This window comes from Pontibacter roseus DSM 17521 (assembly GCF_000373265.1).
GTDB lineage: Bacteria > Bacteroidota > Bacteroidia > Cytophagales > Hymenobacteraceae > Pontibacter > Pontibacter roseus.
Genome location: NZ_KB890769.1, coordinates 78277 through 91994 on the forward strand (window position 1 = coordinate 78277; position 13718 = coordinate 91994).

Here is a 13718-nt window from a genome sequence, read left to right on the forward strand (position 1 = left end):
CATGTACCTGTGGGACCTGAGGACTATACAAGGTATAGGTAAAGCACTTATACCTTGTATTGAAAAAAAGCGCAGCAAAAATCAACCACTAAATCCGTTTGAAGTCAATCCAGTAATCGGAAGTGGCATCAGCATAGGCTCTCAGTTTCTGCAATAGCATCTCCGCATCTGACTCCACTATCAAGTTCTGCCGCTGGTCCAGCTTCACGAATCCCTCTGCAACGGTATGATTTATCATGTCGAAGAACCTGTCATAGTAGCCATTGATGTTGTAAAAGGCCACAGGCTTTTTGATAATACCCAGTTGGTTCCAGGTAATGATTTCGCAGATTTCGTCAAAAGTACCGAAGCCTCCCGGCATGGCGATAAAAGCATCGGAGCGGGCTGCCATCATGGCTTTGCGCTCGTGCATGGTCTGCACCACATGCAGTTCCTGCAGGCGGGTATGCGCCACTTCTTTGTCCACCAAGCTCTGAGGTATGACACCAATAGCGACGCCCCCTGCTGCCAGCACGGCATCTGCAATGGTCCCCATCAAACCTACCTTCCCGCCACCAAACACCAATTTTATACCTTGGGCTGCCATCAAACTGCCTAGTCTCTCCGATGCCTCCTGGTATACTGCTTGGTTCCCTGTGTTGGCGCCACAAAACACTCCTATACTCTTCATCTGCTATACTTGTCTGCTTAGTCTATTGTATCAGGTATAAACAAAGGCTCCAACATTGCTGCTGAGGCCTTCGCTTTTCATTATAAATTTCAGTTACTACGCCGGTATCTTTTTGTACATCTTCGCCAGCGTCTCCACGGCGTAGTCAATCTCCTCGGCGGTGTTGTACTTGCTGAAAGAAAAACGGATGTTGCCACGCGCTGGGTCTGTGCCAAGGGCACGCAGTACGTGCGAACCCGCATTGGCTCCACTGCTGCAGGCGCTTCCGCCAGAAGCTGAAATCTTGTTGATGTCCAGGCTGAAGAGCAGCATCTCGTTGATGTCAGAGGCGGGCAGGCTCACATTGAGCACCGTGTACAGGCTCTTGTCGCCGAACTCCGACATGCCATTGAAGCTCACGTCCTCCAGTTGCTCCCTTAGCTTGTGAACCATGCGGTCCTTCAGCCCTTGTATGTGCCTGGCATGCTCGCCCATATCGCGGTAAGCAATCTCCATCGCCTTGGCCAGCCCGATGATGCCATATACGTTCTCGGTGCCGCCTCGCATGTTACGCTCCTGTGCACCTCCCTGAATTAATGGCTGTATCTTGGTGCCCGCGTCGCAGTACAGGAAACCAACGCCTTTTGGCCCATGGAACTTGTGCGCAGAACCCACTATGAAGTTAGCTCCTAGCTGCTGCAGGTCGTGCTTGTAATGGCCCATGGTCTGCACGGTGTCAGAATGGAAGATGGCATCATATTTCCTGCAGATTTCACCAATGGTCTGGATGTCGTTCAGGGTGCCAATCTCGTTGTTGGCATGCATGATGGACACCAAGGTGCGTGGCTGGCTAGCCAACAGTTCCTCCAGATGCTCCAAGTCCAGCACGCCGCGCTCGTCGTGGCGCAGGTAGCTTACCTGTACATCGCCGCTCTTCTCCAGCATCTCCATGGTATGCAGTACTGCGTGGTGCTCCAACTTGGTTGAGATGGCATGCTTTATACCTAATGAGCGGCACGTGCAGACTATGGCTGCGTTATCCGCCTCGGTGCCACCTGAAGTAAAGAAGACTTCGGCAGGCGAGGTATTCAGCAGCGTCGCCACTGTTTTCCGGGCCTTTTCAATGGCTGACCTCACCTCACGCCCATGCGAATGTATGGACGAGGGGTTGCCGAAATGCTCCAGCATGAATGGCGCCATCGTGTCAAAAACCTCCTTATCTAGTGGAGTGGTAGCAGCATTGTCTAGGTAAACGCGCATGTCTTTGTTTTTTTATCTTATTCTAATCGAACTACTAAAGTATCAAAAAAAGTTGCGCCAGGGCAAAGAATATGCTTCTCTTGCCCTGGCGCAACAGGTCTAGCTTATTGTAACTTACATGTGCAACAACAGCCCATTATACCTATATGGAAATAATTTCCCGGATGTCGTTGATGATTTTGTTCGCCAGGTGGTCTGCCGTGGCGTTACTCTCTGACTCAGCATAAATTCGGATGATAGGCTCCGTGTTGGACTTGCGCAGGTGCACCCATTCTTTCCCGAACTCTATCTTTACACCGTCTATCGTATTGATAGGCTGCTTGGCGTAGCGTTCCTGCATCTGCTGTAGCACCTGGTCCACGTTCACCTCCGGCGTCAGTTCGATTTTGTTCTTGGAGATGAAGTAGCTTGGGTATGAGGCGCGCAGGCGTGTCATGCTCATGCCGGACTTTGCCAGGTGCGTCAAGAACAGGGCTATACCTACCAAGGCATCACGGCCGTAGTGCAGCTCAGGGTAGATGATGCCTCCATTGCCCTCACCACCGATAATGGCATTCTGGGCTTTCATCATGTTCACCACGTTCACCTCTCCCACCGCTGCTGCATAATAGCTGCCACCGGCTTTCTCGGTCACATCACGCAAAGCCCTGGTTGAGGAAAGGTTTGACACGGTGTTCCCCACCTGGTTCTGCAGCACGTAATCGGCTACGGCCACCAAGGTATACTCCTCGCCAAACATGCTGCCGTCTTCATTGATGAGCGCCAAACGATCCACATCCGGGTCTACTACTATACCTAAATCAAACTTTCCTTTCTCTATCACGCGGGAGATTTCGCGCAGGTTCTCGGGGAGCGGCTCCGGGTTATGGGCGAAGTTGCCATCGGGCTCGCAGAAAAGCTTTTCAATCTTGGTAACACCCAGCGCTTCTAGCAGCATCGGGAGGGCTATACCTCCGCTGGAATTCACGCAGTCAATGGCCACACTGAAATCTTTGGCTTTGATGGCATCCACATCTACCAAGGGCAGCGCCAGGATAGCGTCGATGTGTTGCTTCAAGTCTTCATTGCTTTGCTGGTAGCTGCCCAGTTCGTTCACCTGCGCAAAATCAAATGCCTCCTGCTCCGCTAAATCAAGCACAAGCTTTCCTTCCACATCCGATATAAACTCACCTTTCTGGTTGAGCAACTTCAGGGCATTCCATTGTTTAGGGTTGTGGCTGGCAGTGAGAATAATGCCACCGCCTGCCTTGCGAGCCGGCACCGCCATCTCCACGGTGGGCGTGGTGGACAGGCCCAAGTCAATCACGTTTATACCCAAACCCTGCAGGGTGGCGCATACCAATTTGTTCACCATGTCACCTGAGATGCGCGCATCGCGGCCTACTACGATGGTGTTATTATTGGTGGTCTGTAACACCCAGGTACCGAAAGCTGCGGCAAATTTCACCACATCAACAGGTGTGAGCGCGTCTCCAGCCTGTCCACCTATCGTACCTCTTATTCCTGAAATTGATTTTATTAAAGCCACTAGTCGTATATATTATTCGGCTGCAAAAATAACAATTTGGTTTTAATACTGAGAACTTTCTATCCTTTCGTGCCCTGGCATACTGTTAAGGCAGGCGCCAATTGGCTCTTGCAATGTTTTTCAAAAATATTTTATGGAAAAAACATTAGCCATGCATCATCACACGTAGACACCATGCAGTACAAGCTACCTGCGCCCAGATTTTATTATATTTGCTTTTATGAACAGCATAAACTTTGATGACACCCCCCGCGGAAGGCAGTTGCAGGCCTTTAACCGGGTACTGGACGTGATGGACGAATTGCGGGAAAAATGCCCTTGGGACAGAAAGCAGACCATGAACAGCCTGCGCCACCTCACTATAGAGGAAACCTATGAGCTTTCGGACGCTATACTGCGGGAGGACATGCCCGAAATCAAGAAGGAGATTGGGGACATCATGCTGCACATGGTGTTTTATGCTAAGATAGCCTCAGAACAACAGACGTTCGACATAGCAGATGTGCTTAACGCCCTGTGTGAGAAACTCATATTCAGGCATCCGCACATTTATGGAGATACCACTGCCAATACTGAGGAGGAAGTAAAACAAAATTGGGAAAAGCTGAAGCTGAAGGAAGGCAACAAATCGGTGTTAGGAGGCGTGCCAGCCTCGCTTCCTGCACTGGTTAAAGCAATGCGTATTCAAGAAAAGGCCAGGGGAGCCGGATTCGACTGGGACGACAAATCTCAGGTATGGGAAAAGGTGCAGGAGGAACTAAACGAGTTCGCATCGGAGTTTAACATTCTAGACACCAACACGATAGACCATACAAGAGCAACGGCAGAGTTTGGTGATTTACTCTTTTCACTCATCAACTTCGCCCGCTTTATCGACATTAACCCGGAAGAAGCGCTGGAGAAAACCAACCTTAAGTTTATTGACCGGTTCAAGTATATGGAGCGGGAGGCAGCGAAAGAAGGCAAACGGCTGCAGGACATGACATTGACAGAAATGGATTTTTATTGGAATGAAGCAAAAAAGCAGTAGGCTTGCATATAGGTTTTCGTTTAGAGCGTGTATATTTATGCCTTCAATGCTCCCCATCTTCATCCAACAGACTTAATTAAGTAAGTAAGCAATCATCCTATTAGTTTAAATTGCCAGTGACATTACCCTCGTATTAACGAACTCGGCTAACAAGGTATTCGTACCTTCCATGGCTATTGCACAGTTTCTAGCTGATTCATACGCAGTCAAGTCTGCAGAAATGACTCTCTAAATACGGGTTTGCTGTAGTGAAGCACCTACAAAGGGTAGCCGAGGCGCGAAGATGAAGTTTAAACTTTGGATAGAAAGTCAAAATAAATATATTTGTAAACGCGCAATATTTACCGTTATAACCCACACTATTAAGAGGTAATTCAGCATAAGTTTAGGTACGACAAATAGAATTTATAAAATTTAAGGCGCCAAAACATTTGAAAATTGAAGAAAAAGCAGAAATTGCAAAACCATTAAAGAACTAAATCCGAAACAATTACATTCTTACATTACACAAACATTTTTTATTACAACACAAACAGCTAAACTTTAAACTTTTAAACAAAATGGAAAAAAAGACTGCAGTAGTGAGCAAAGATGCTAATGTAGAAAAAACCCCAAGCCCGATTGGCGGCGTATTTGCGAGCATTGTTATTCCGCTTGCGTTGATAGCCTCTGTGCTTATCTATATGTTCGTTTTTGGCAATCCTGCCAACTTCGAAGGCAACGACCCAGCTAACCACCCGCTTCCGGGCAACTATCTTGGAATTGTTTACAAAGGTGGCTGGGTAGTACCAGTTTTGCTTGCTCTTAACCTGTTGGTATTCATCTTCGCTATTGAGCGTGCCCTGACAATCAGCAAGGCAAAAGGCAAAGGAGGTGTTGCCCAGTTTGTGCGCACTATTTCTGCTAGACTGAAGCAGAACGATATCAATGGCGCAATTGCTGCCTGCGATGCTCAGAAAGGATCCGTTGCTAACGTAGTGAAATCCGGTCTGCTGAAGTACAAGGAAATGCAGCATGAGCCAGAACTGCTGAAAGCAGAAAAAGTAGCTACTATCCAGAAGGAAATCGAAGAGTCTACTTCTCTTGAGCTGCCAATGCTGGAGAAAAACCTGGTAGTTATCTCAACTATCGCCTCTATCTCCACACTGGTTGGTCTGATTGGTACAGTACTTGGTATGATTAAGGCCTTCTCGGCTCTTGCGACTTCAGGTGCTCCTGACTCAGTAGCTCTTGCAAACGGTATCTCTGAGGCCCTTATCAACACTGCCTTGGGTATCACTGGTTCTACTCTCGCGATTATCGCGTACAACTACTTTACAAGCAAAATCGATGAGCTTACTTACGGCATCGACGAAGCAGGCTTCAGCATGGTGTCTACTTTCACAGCTCAGCACGAAACACCAGCTGCAAGACCACACACTGTATAAGTTAAACCGTATTTAACCAGATAAGATGCCTAAAGTAAAAGTAAAAAGAACGAACCCTTCATTGGATATGACGCCAATGGTGGACTTATTCTTCTTGCTGGTTACTTTCTTTATGTTGACTGCGACAGCCAGACCAGATGAGGCTGTTATAGTAGATACACCTTCATCTGCTTCAGAAATCAAGATCCCGGATACAAACGTAATCACAATTACGGTTGACAAAAATGACCGCGTGTTCTTTGGGGTAGACGGACAGCAGACAAAGGAAGTACTACTTGATAAGATAGCAGGTAAGTATGGAGTCGGCTTTACCGCAGAAGAGAGGAAGACTTTCTCTCTTCTAAGCAACTTCGGTGTGCCGGTAAGCCAACTGAAATCTTTCCTGGCTATGGAGTCAAATGCACGTAAGGAGGTAAACCAGCCGGGGATTCCGATTGACTCTACTCGTAATGAATTAGGTGATTGGGTATTGCAGACACGTCTTACAAACCCTCAGGTGGTAATTGCCATCAAGGGCGACCAGGACACAAGCTACCCAACAATCAAGCGAGTGATGGACATCCTGCAGGAGAAGAAGGTAGACAGGTTTAACCTGATTACTGACATGGAGGTAAAGCCAACGAATCTATAATTAGAAAGGAGATAAGAAAATGGCAGAAATGCAACAACAGGCCGACTCCGGCAAAGGTGGCAAGAAACGCGCCAAACGCCAGTCGACCAAAATTGACATGACACCGTTGGTAGACCTTGCCGCCCTTCTGATTACGTTCTTCATGCTTACCACGACCTTCAACAAGCCTCAGACCATGGAGATTAACATGCCTAAGAAGGTCGACAACCCAGAGGAGCAGATAGCTTTGAAAGCGAGTAACGCCATGACTATTTTACTTGGCGAGGACGACAAGCTGTACTACTACTTTGGATTGGCTGAAGATAATCCAGAAGTAATCGAGTCTAATTATTCACCAGGCGGCATCCGCAAAGTTTTGGTGTCACCGCAGGTGAAATCAAATGATAAGATGACTGTTATGGTGAAGCCAATGGAGGAGTCTCGATACAAAAATGTAGTGGATATCCTGGACGAGTTAAAAATAACGGATACCAAGAGGTTTGCCATGGTAGATATTGCCGAGTCAGACAAGAAATTGGTACAAGAACAAATAGGAAACTAAGATATGGAAGTTAGCAAGTTAGCAAAAGCATCGCTCGACGATATCGTCTTCGAAGGACGAAACAGGGCGTACGGTGCCTACCTACTTCGCAAAATTTACAACAAGCATATCACAATTGCCGCAACCGTAGCAATTGCACTGTTCTTCCTCTTCCTCAGTATACCTTTGATTACGAAAATGATTAAAGGTGACCAGGATGAAGCACAAATGGTAGAGCGAATTGTAACAGAAGTAGACCTAGCACCGCCGCCACCACTTGATGAGGCAACGCCGCCTCCGCCGCCGCCGCCGCCGCCAGACCTTCCGCCGCCGCCGCCACCCGTGCGTGCACAGGTGAAATTCACGCCACCAGTTGTGAAGCGTGACCAGGAGGTTCAGGAAGAAGAGAAGGTGCCTGATCAGTCAGAATTAGAAGACGTTGACATCGGAACAGAAACGGTTGAAGGCGTAAAAGGCGCCCCAATGGACCTAGGTGACATCGACGGTACAAGCGATGTAGTGGCAGAAGTAGTAGAAGAAAAGCCTTATACTTACGTAGAGCAGATGCCTGAATTCCCAGGTGGTGAAAGCGAAATGTTAAAGTATCTTGGCAAGAACATCCGCTACCCAGCCGCAGCACAACGTGCCGGTGTAGAAGGTCTAGTAGTACTTTCCTTTGTTGTTAGCCGTACAGGCGAGATATCTGAGATACAGGTGGTGAAAAGCCTTGGTTCAGGTACTGACGAAGAGGCCATGCGCGTTGTAAAAACAATGCCGAAATGGTCGCCAGGCAAGCAGAATGGTAGAACGGTACCAGTTCGCTATACCTTGCCAGTACGATTTGCTATCAAGTAATCAGACTCTATAAAACAAAAAGGCCCTGCACGTCAGGGCCTTTTTGTTTTATAGAGGTTCTTGAAAAGAATAGTTGAACAAAAAATCAAATAAATATAGATAGCATTTATGGAATAGTTGGTTTGAGTGCATCATCAGAGAAAGCATTAGAGATGCTATTGATTCACTTAAAACAACTAAGCCATGAACGAGAGCTATTTATTTGACATGACCTTCAACGATGAAGTGTTTGCCGGGAGAAACAAAGCCTATGGTGCTTATGTGCTGCGCCACGCGTACAGTAGGCACATCATCTTCGCGGCTGTAGTAGCCACATCTGTCTTCACGACGAGTTTAGCATGGCCACTATTGAGTCCTGGCAAAACAGAGGCAGCGACGAAAGCCATATCAGAGCCAGACAATAAAGGAACAATCACAATTTTGGATGTACCCCATATCATGCCTCCTCCCCCCCCAGCGCCAGAGCCGATAGCTGAGCAACCACGGGTACAGCCGATAGAAAAGGCAGTTAAGACAATAGCCTTCACTAAACCAAAGGTAGTACCTAATGATGCACCTGAGACGGGACCGGAAATGCCAGATGTAAACCAATTGGCAAGTGCCGTAATAGGAACAGAAACTCAGGAGGGAGAAGCGTCAAGTACAGGGCTTCCTGACGCAACAGCTGGCGAGGACGGAACAGGTGGAGAAGCGACAGATATCAACGCAGTCTACGAGTTCGCCGCAGAAATGCCAAACTTTGAAGGCGGAGAAGAGGCTATGCTCAAATACATAGGTAAACGAATAAAGTATCCAAGGCTGGCGGTACAGGAGCAAGTAGAAGGTATAGTAGTGGTGAGCTTTGTCGTGAACAGGCAAGGTGAAATAACAAATGCCGCCATACTCAAGGGCTTAGGCTATGGGACTGATGAGGAGGCTCTGCGCGTAGTGGGCAGCATGCCCAAGTGGAAGCCAGGAAAACAGAATGGGAAGCCAGTGGCCGTACGCTACACCTTACCAATCAGGTTCAGCATGAAACGATAAACAACCCAATAAAGTATAAAGCAGAAGCCAATGAACTGACAGCTATGGCTTCTGCTTTAGTTTTTTTAAAGTATATACATTAAATTTAAGCCTACAAACAGAAACAGCACGCATGCTTAGACCTGAAAGAGACAGAAATAAAACTACTGTTAACACGTTCAACAAGTTTGCGCGCTATTTCGGCATGCTCATGACGCTGATATATGTTGCACTAGGGCTTTTTCTCATCTTCATGGATACAGCTGAGTACAACATCAACATGTCAGAGACCGCCAGAATGATATTTGGAGGCATACTGATATTGTACGGAATCGTCAGATTCATTAGAGCATACCAAGTGAACTCTAAATCCAACCGGAACAAATACGATGACTAGAACAGCCAAAACGATACTGGCTATAAGTATGTTGGCTTTAGCGGCATGCGGCGGCAACCCAGAGACTAGCCAAGACACAACCACAAGAGGCACCATATCCATAAGCGTTGACGAGTCTTTCCAACCTATCATCGAAAGCCAAGTAAACACGTTTGAAGGTATTTACAAGTATGCCAACCTCAACCCGCAGTATAAAGCCGAGGGTGGTGTGTTCAAAGACATTCTCGATGACAGTACACGGATAGCCATTGTGTCACGCAAACTAACTGCTGACGAAAAAGCGGTTTTCGATAAACGAAACATCACCCCTAGGTATACCAAAATAGCCATAGATGCCGTTGCACTCATTGTGAACCCCAAGAACCCGGACACGCTCCTGACCATGAATCAGGTGCGAGACATTTTTACGGGAAAGGCCAAGCGCTGGGCAGATATCAATGGGGAGAGCAACCTGAAGGACATCACCATTGTGTTTGATAACAACAGTTCCAGCACAGCCCGCTACATGCGCGACACTGTGATGGCGGGCCAGCCACTTCCTCCTAATGCATCAGCGAGCAATTCCCATGCTGCTCTGGTTGATTATGTGGCGAAGAATGAAAATGCCATTGGTGTGATTGGCGTAAATTGGGTTAGCGACCGTGACGACACCACCTCCCTGAATTTTTTGAACCAGATAAAAGTTATAGGTATAAGCAAAGAAGAAAATCCAATCACGACCGATAGCTACTTTCAGCCGTATCAAGCGTATATAGCACAAGGAGAATATCCACTCCGCAGGTTTCTTTACATCATCAGCACGGAGGGCCGTACCGGGCTTGGCACAGGTTTTGCATCATATGTAGCTAGTGATAAGGGACAACGCATTATTTTGAAGTCAGGACTTGTGCCGGCGACAATGCCTGTCCGGGTAGTGGGCTTCAATAACAGGCCCAGCCAATTCGAATAACAACAAACAAGTATATAACACACAAACTAAACTAAATCACAATGACAAATAACTGGAAATATGCCTTGTTGATTGCAGCTATGTTTCCTACTGCTTCAGCTTTTGCGCAGTCAGGCAACCAAGGCAGAAGAGCAGTGGACCTAGAGCGTTACCAAGAGGCTAAATCATATTACAAAGGGCAGCTAAATGGCAAAGACGCTGGAAATGCCTACTTTGCCTTAGGTGATGTATACCTTCGTTCCGAAAACGTAGACTCTGCAGCCTATTATTTCAATCAAGGCCTAGCCAAAGACTCCAAGTCATCCATCAATATGGTGGGCCTGGGTAAAGTAGAGTTAGAGAAAGGCAACAAAGCAGCTGCAGAGAAGCATTTCGAAGACGCACTTAAGAGAGGCAAGAAAGACCCGTTTGTACGTTCTATGATTGCGGAGGCCTATATCGAATCGCCTAATGCAACAGAGCAGGACTTGAACAAAGCTATTGAGCACCTGAAGGAGGCCGTTGACCGTGACAAGAACAACGCCATGGCCTACGTGCTGATGGGTGATGCTTACCTGAAGCTTAAGAACGGTGGCCAGGCTATGACCAGCTACGACCGTGCAACTCAGATAGACGATAAATATGCAAAGGCGCACCTAAGAAGAGGGCAGTTGTTTACCGGCTCGCGTAACTATAATGAGGCAGAGGCCGCTTATAAGAAAGCGATTGAAGTAGACCCTAACTATGCACCAGCATACCGTGATTTGGGTGAGCTGTACTACTTTGCCGGTCAATACGACAGAGCACTGTCTACCTTCAAGCAGTACGTTGACATGGCTGAGAACACGCCGGATACGCGTGCCAAATATGCGTCATTCCTGTTCCTAACCAAGGACTACGAAGGTACACTGAACGAAGTACAGGAAGTGCTGAAATCTGACCCGAATAACCCTACCATGAACCGTCTGCTGGCTTATTCTTACTTAGAATTAGGCAGACCGGAAGAAGCGCTTCAGGCCATGGAGAACTACCTGACCAAGGTGGACCAAAGCAAGTTGATTGCCAGTGACTATGAATACTATGGCAAGATTCTGGGTAGAAACAACCAGCCAGCAAAGGCTATCGAGAACCTGGAGAAGGCAATTGCCATGGAGCCTACCAAGCCTGAGCTTTATTATGACCTAGCCAACCAATATGCCCGCGAGAAGCAATTTGACAAGGCGGTTGAAGTGCATAACAGAAAGCAGGAGAAGCTCGGTGCCTCTAACACGGATTACTTCCACTTGGGTAACGCCTACATGATGGCAGAGCAGTATGAGAAGGCTGATGAGACGTATAAGAAAATCACTGATGCCAACCCAACCTATGCCTATGCTCACCTTTGGAGAGCACGTGCACAAGCCAACCTGGACCCTGAGACAGAGAAGGGACTAGCAAAGCCGCACTATGAGGAGTTCATCAACCTAGCCGGACAGGACAAAGAAAAGTTCAAGAAAGAACTAGTTGAAGCGAATACCTACCTGGGTTACTACTACTACCTGAAGGGAGAACGCGACAATGCCATTAAGTACTGGACGGAAGTGAAGACACTTGACCCGACAAATACGCAGGCAGAAACAGCGCTTGCTGAAATCAATAAGACTCCGCGCGCTAAGAAGAAATAACTATAGCCGGTAGTCATATTAAAAAGGCCAGCTCCTGAAGGAGCTGGCCTTTTTATTTTACACCTATTTGTATACCAATGCAGCTGGTTACTGATTCTCGTATAAGGCCCACTTTTCCAAGACAGACTGGAAATCAGCTGGTAATTCTGAATCAAAATGGATTGCCTCTTTAGTGACAGGGTGTTTGAAACCGAGCGACTTGGCATGGAGCGCCTGACGCGGCATCAGTCTAAAGGCATTCTCGACAAATGTCTTGTAAGAGCCTACAGGCATACCTTGTAGAATCTTATCCCCTCCATAAGTAGCATCAGAGAATAAGGGATGCCCGAGGTGCTTCATGTGTGCCCTTATTTGATGCGTACGGCCCGTCTCAAGGTTACACTGCACCAGCGACACATATTTGAAGCTGCGCAGCACTTTGTAGTGTGTAACGGCGTGCTTTCCATATTCCCCATCCGGATATACAGCCATAACCCTTCGGTCCTTTGCGCTACGCCCTACATTTCCTATTATAGTACCCTGCTCCTGCTTAGGGACTCCCCATACTAAGGCATAATAGGTGCGTTCAATGGTATGGTGGAAAAATTGTTTCGCTAGAAAAGCCATGCTATACTCTGACTTGGCGATTACCAGCAAGCCCGAGGTGTCTTTGTCTATGCGATGTACCAGGCCAGGCCTACCTTCCCCATTCCGTGTCGTAGGGAGGTTTTGTAGATAATATGTAAGGGCATTCACAAGCGTCCCGGTCCAGTTATTATAAGCCGGATGCACCACCATACCTGCCGGTTTATTCACTAGCAACAGTTCCTCATCCTCATAGATAATATCCAAGGGAATATCTTCCGGAACGATATCCGTGTCACGAGGCGGATTAGCAAGGGTGATGGTAATCATATCCAGGGGCTTGACCTTATAACTTACCTTCACTGGCCTCTGGTTCACCTGCACCGACTCTGAGCGTATAGCGCCTTGAAGCTTATTCCGTGTCACATTGGGCAAGCGGTCCATCAAGAACTTATCTATGCGTAGCAGCGCTTGGCCTTTGTCCACCACTATCCGGTGGTGTTCATACAACTCATCGGAATCCTCAATGCTTTCTTGCTCTACAATATCAATCATAGGTAATCAATCTGAATCTGGTATAAACAAAAAGAAAGCCGAGGTATAGAACATCGGCTTTCCTGGTACTGTTAGAATGGAGTCTTTATTTTTTCTTCTTCTTGGCAGGAGTTGTTGTGTTAGCAGGTGTCTGCGTGGCAGGCTTCGCTGCTGCTGGCTGCTGCTGTACCGCTGGCTGGGTGGCTGGATTTACGCCTAGCTTCTTGAACACCAGGTTGTTGATATTGCCATTGTCCGGACCTTCTAAGATTGCCTGCTCACTCAGGATGTAGGTATAGCCGTTCTCTTTGGCTACTTCCTTGATAGCGTTCTCGATTTTCACCAGAACCGGCTGAATCAGGGACTGCTCCTTCTCACGGATGGACATCTGCGCGTCATACTGGAACTTTTGGATAGACTGCTCCAAGTTAACTAATTCTCTCTCCTTATCTTCACGCACTACTTTGTCCATTGTAGTGGCACCTTTCTGATAGGCCTGCAGTTTGGTGTTATACTCGGTTTCCTTTGAAGCGAACTGCTCCTGCAGCTTTTGGCCATACAGTTCGAGGTCCTTCTGCATAGTTGCTCTTTCAGGCATCTTGCTCAGGATTTCTTCTACGTTAGCATACCCGATTTTTACTGGCTGGTCATTTGTCTGGGCAAATGAAGCGAAGCTAATCAATAAAAATGCTGCTACTAAGGTTTTGATTTTGTTCATCATGGGTTGGT

14 protein-coding genes are annotated in these 13718 nt (G+C 47.4%); 9 read left to right on the forward strand and 5 right to left on the reverse strand.

The window, feature by feature from the left end; translation table 11 throughout:
• Positions 1-88: 88 nt before the first annotated feature.
• The 3 genes from B051_RS0119575 to glmM form a co-directional block, all read right to left on the reverse strand.
• Positions 89-670 carry an LOG family protein gene (locus tag B051_RS0119575; RefSeq protein WP_018479930.1) on the reverse strand — a complete coding sequence of 194 codons (582 nt, stop codon included), beginning with the start codon at positions 668-670 and terminating at the stop codon, positions 89-91.
• A 96-nt stretch (positions 671-766) separates the two neighbouring features.
• The gene (locus B051_RS0119580) at positions 767-1909 is read right to left on the reverse strand and encodes a cysteine desulfurase family protein (protein ID WP_018479931.1); all 1143 of its coding nucleotides are present in this window, start codon (positions 1907-1909) and stop codon (positions 767-769) included.
• A 142-nt stretch (positions 1910-2051) separates the two neighbouring features.
• A complete protein-coding gene (gene glmM, locus B051_RS0119590; RefSeq protein WP_026236550.1) occupies positions 2052-3437 on the reverse strand; it encodes a phosphoglucosamine mutase in 1386 nt (461 codons plus the stop codon).
• Positions 3438-3657: 220 nt separating this feature from the next.
• Between glmM and mazG the strand changes: the two genes are divergently transcribed.
• The 9 genes from mazG to B051_RS0119635 all read left to right on the forward strand — a co-directional run bounded on the left by mazG (position 3658) and on the right by B051_RS0119635 (position 11891).
• Complete coding sequence (gene mazG / locus B051_RS0119595; RefSeq protein ID WP_018479934.1) at positions 3658-4467, forward strand: nucleoside triphosphate pyrophosphohydrolase; 810 nt, start codon at positions 3658-3660, stop codon at positions 4465-4467.
• A 560-nt stretch (positions 4468-5027) separates the two neighbouring features.
• Complete coding sequence (locus B051_RS0119600) at positions 5028-5894, forward strand: MotA/TolQ/ExbB proton channel family protein (RefSeq protein WP_018479935.1); 867 nt, start codon at positions 5028-5030, stop codon at positions 5892-5894.
• 25 nt (positions 5895-5919) lie between these two features.
• Entirely contained in the window at positions 5920-6525 is a 606-nt protein-coding gene (locus tag B051_RS0119605) for an ExbD/TolR family protein (RefSeq protein ID WP_018479936.1), read from the forward strand.
• Positions 6526-6544: 19 nt separating this feature from the next.
• The gene (locus tag B051_RS0119610) at positions 6545-7066 is read left to right on the forward strand and encodes an ExbD/TolR family protein (RefSeq protein WP_018479937.1); all 522 of its coding nucleotides are present in this window, start codon (positions 6545-6547) and stop codon (positions 7064-7066) included.
• 3 nt (positions 7067-7069) lie between these two features.
• On the forward strand, positions 7070-7900 hold the full coding sequence (locus B051_RS0119615) for an energy transducer TonB (protein ID WP_018479938.1): 831 nt from the start codon (positions 7070-7072) through the stop codon (positions 7898-7900).
• Between the two features lie 183 nt (positions 7901-8083).
• Entirely contained in the window at positions 8084-8923 is an 840-nt protein-coding gene (locus tag B051_RS0119620; RefSeq protein ID WP_018479939.1) for an energy transducer TonB, read from the forward strand.
• Positions 8924-9035: 112 nt separating this feature from the next.
• The gene (locus B051_RS22785; RefSeq protein ID WP_018479940.1) at positions 9036-9299 is read left to right on the forward strand and encodes a hypothetical protein; all 264 of its coding nucleotides are present in this window, start codon (positions 9036-9038) and stop codon (positions 9297-9299) included.
• Positions 9292-10248: a PstS family phosphate ABC transporter substrate-binding protein gene (locus B051_RS0119630; RefSeq protein ID WP_018479941.1), complete on the forward strand. Its 957-nt coding sequence runs from the start codon at positions 9292-9294 to the stop codon at positions 10246-10248. The genes B051_RS22785 and B051_RS0119630 overlap by 8 nt, the downstream gene beginning before the upstream one ends.
• A 41-nt stretch (positions 10249-10289) precedes the next feature.
• Positions 10290-11891, forward strand: a complete 1602-nt coding sequence (locus B051_RS0119635) for a tetratricopeptide repeat protein (RefSeq protein WP_018479942.1) — start codon at positions 10290-10292, stop codon at positions 11889-11891.
• An 87-nt stretch (positions 11892-11978) separates the two neighbouring features.
• Here the strand turns inward: B051_RS0119635 and B051_RS0119640 are convergent, their stop codons facing one another.
• Together B051_RS0119640 and B051_RS0119645 are read right to left on the reverse strand one after the other, a co-directional pair.
• Positions 11979-13010 (reverse strand): RluA family pseudouridine synthase, encoded by a 1032-nt coding sequence (locus B051_RS0119640; protein WP_018479943.1) that lies wholly within the window; start codon positions 13008-13010, stop codon positions 11979-11981.
• A gap of 85 nt (positions 13011-13095) precedes the next feature.
• On the reverse strand, positions 13096-13710 hold the full coding sequence (locus B051_RS0119645; RefSeq protein ID WP_018479944.1) for an OmpH family outer membrane protein: 615 nt from the start codon (positions 13708-13710) through the stop codon (positions 13096-13098).
• Positions 13711-13718 lie beyond the last annotated feature (8 nt).

Excerpts from the sequence above, each read along its gene's own strand:
- B051_RS0119615 (WP_018479938.1), top strand. The coding sequence starts at position 7,070 with ATGGAAGTTAGCAAGTTAGCAAAAGCATCGCTCGACGATATCGTCTTC.
- B051_RS0119645 (WP_018479944.1), bottom strand. The coding sequence starts at position 13,710 with ATGATGAACAAAATCAAAACCTTAGTAGCAGCATTTTTATTGATTAGC.
- B051_RS0119600 (WP_018479935.1), top strand. The coding sequence starts at position 5,028 with ATGGAAAAAAAGACTGCAGTAGTGAGCAAAGATGCTAATGTAGAAAAA.
- B051_RS22785 (WP_018479940.1), top strand. The coding sequence starts at position 9,036 with ATGCTTAGACCTGAAAGAGACAGAAATAAAACTACTGTTAACACGTTC.
- B051_RS0119605 (WP_018479936.1), top strand. The coding sequence starts at position 5,920 with ATGCCTAAAGTAAAAGTAAAAAGAACGAACCCTTCATTGGATATGACG.
- B051_RS0119640 (WP_018479943.1), bottom strand. The coding sequence starts at position 13,010 with ATGATTGATATTGTAGAGCAAGAAAGCATTGAGGATTCCGATGAGTTG.
- B051_RS0119580 (WP_018479931.1), bottom strand. The coding sequence starts at position 1,909 with ATGCGCGTTTACCTAGACAATGCTGCTACCACTCCACTAGATAAGGAG.
- B051_RS0119635 (WP_018479942.1), top strand. The coding sequence starts at position 10,290 with ATGACAAATAACTGGAAATATGCCTTGTTGATTGCAGCTATGTTTCCT.
- B051_RS0119630 (WP_018479941.1), top strand. The coding sequence starts at position 9,292 with ATGACTAGAACAGCCAAAACGATACTGGCTATAAGTATGTTGGCTTTA.
- mazG (WP_018479934.1), top strand. The coding sequence starts at position 3,658 with ATGAACAGCATAAACTTTGATGACACCCCCCGCGGAAGGCAGTTGCAG.
- B051_RS0119620 (WP_018479939.1), top strand. The coding sequence starts at position 8,084 with ATGAACGAGAGCTATTTATTTGACATGACCTTCAACGATGAAGTGTTT.
- B051_RS0119575 (WP_018479930.1), bottom strand. The coding sequence starts at position 670 with ATGAAGAGTATAGGAGTGTTTTGTGGCGCCAACACAGGGAACCAAGCA.
- B051_RS0119610 (WP_018479937.1), top strand. The coding sequence starts at position 6,545 with ATGGCAGAAATGCAACAACAGGCCGACTCCGGCAAAGGTGGCAAGAAA.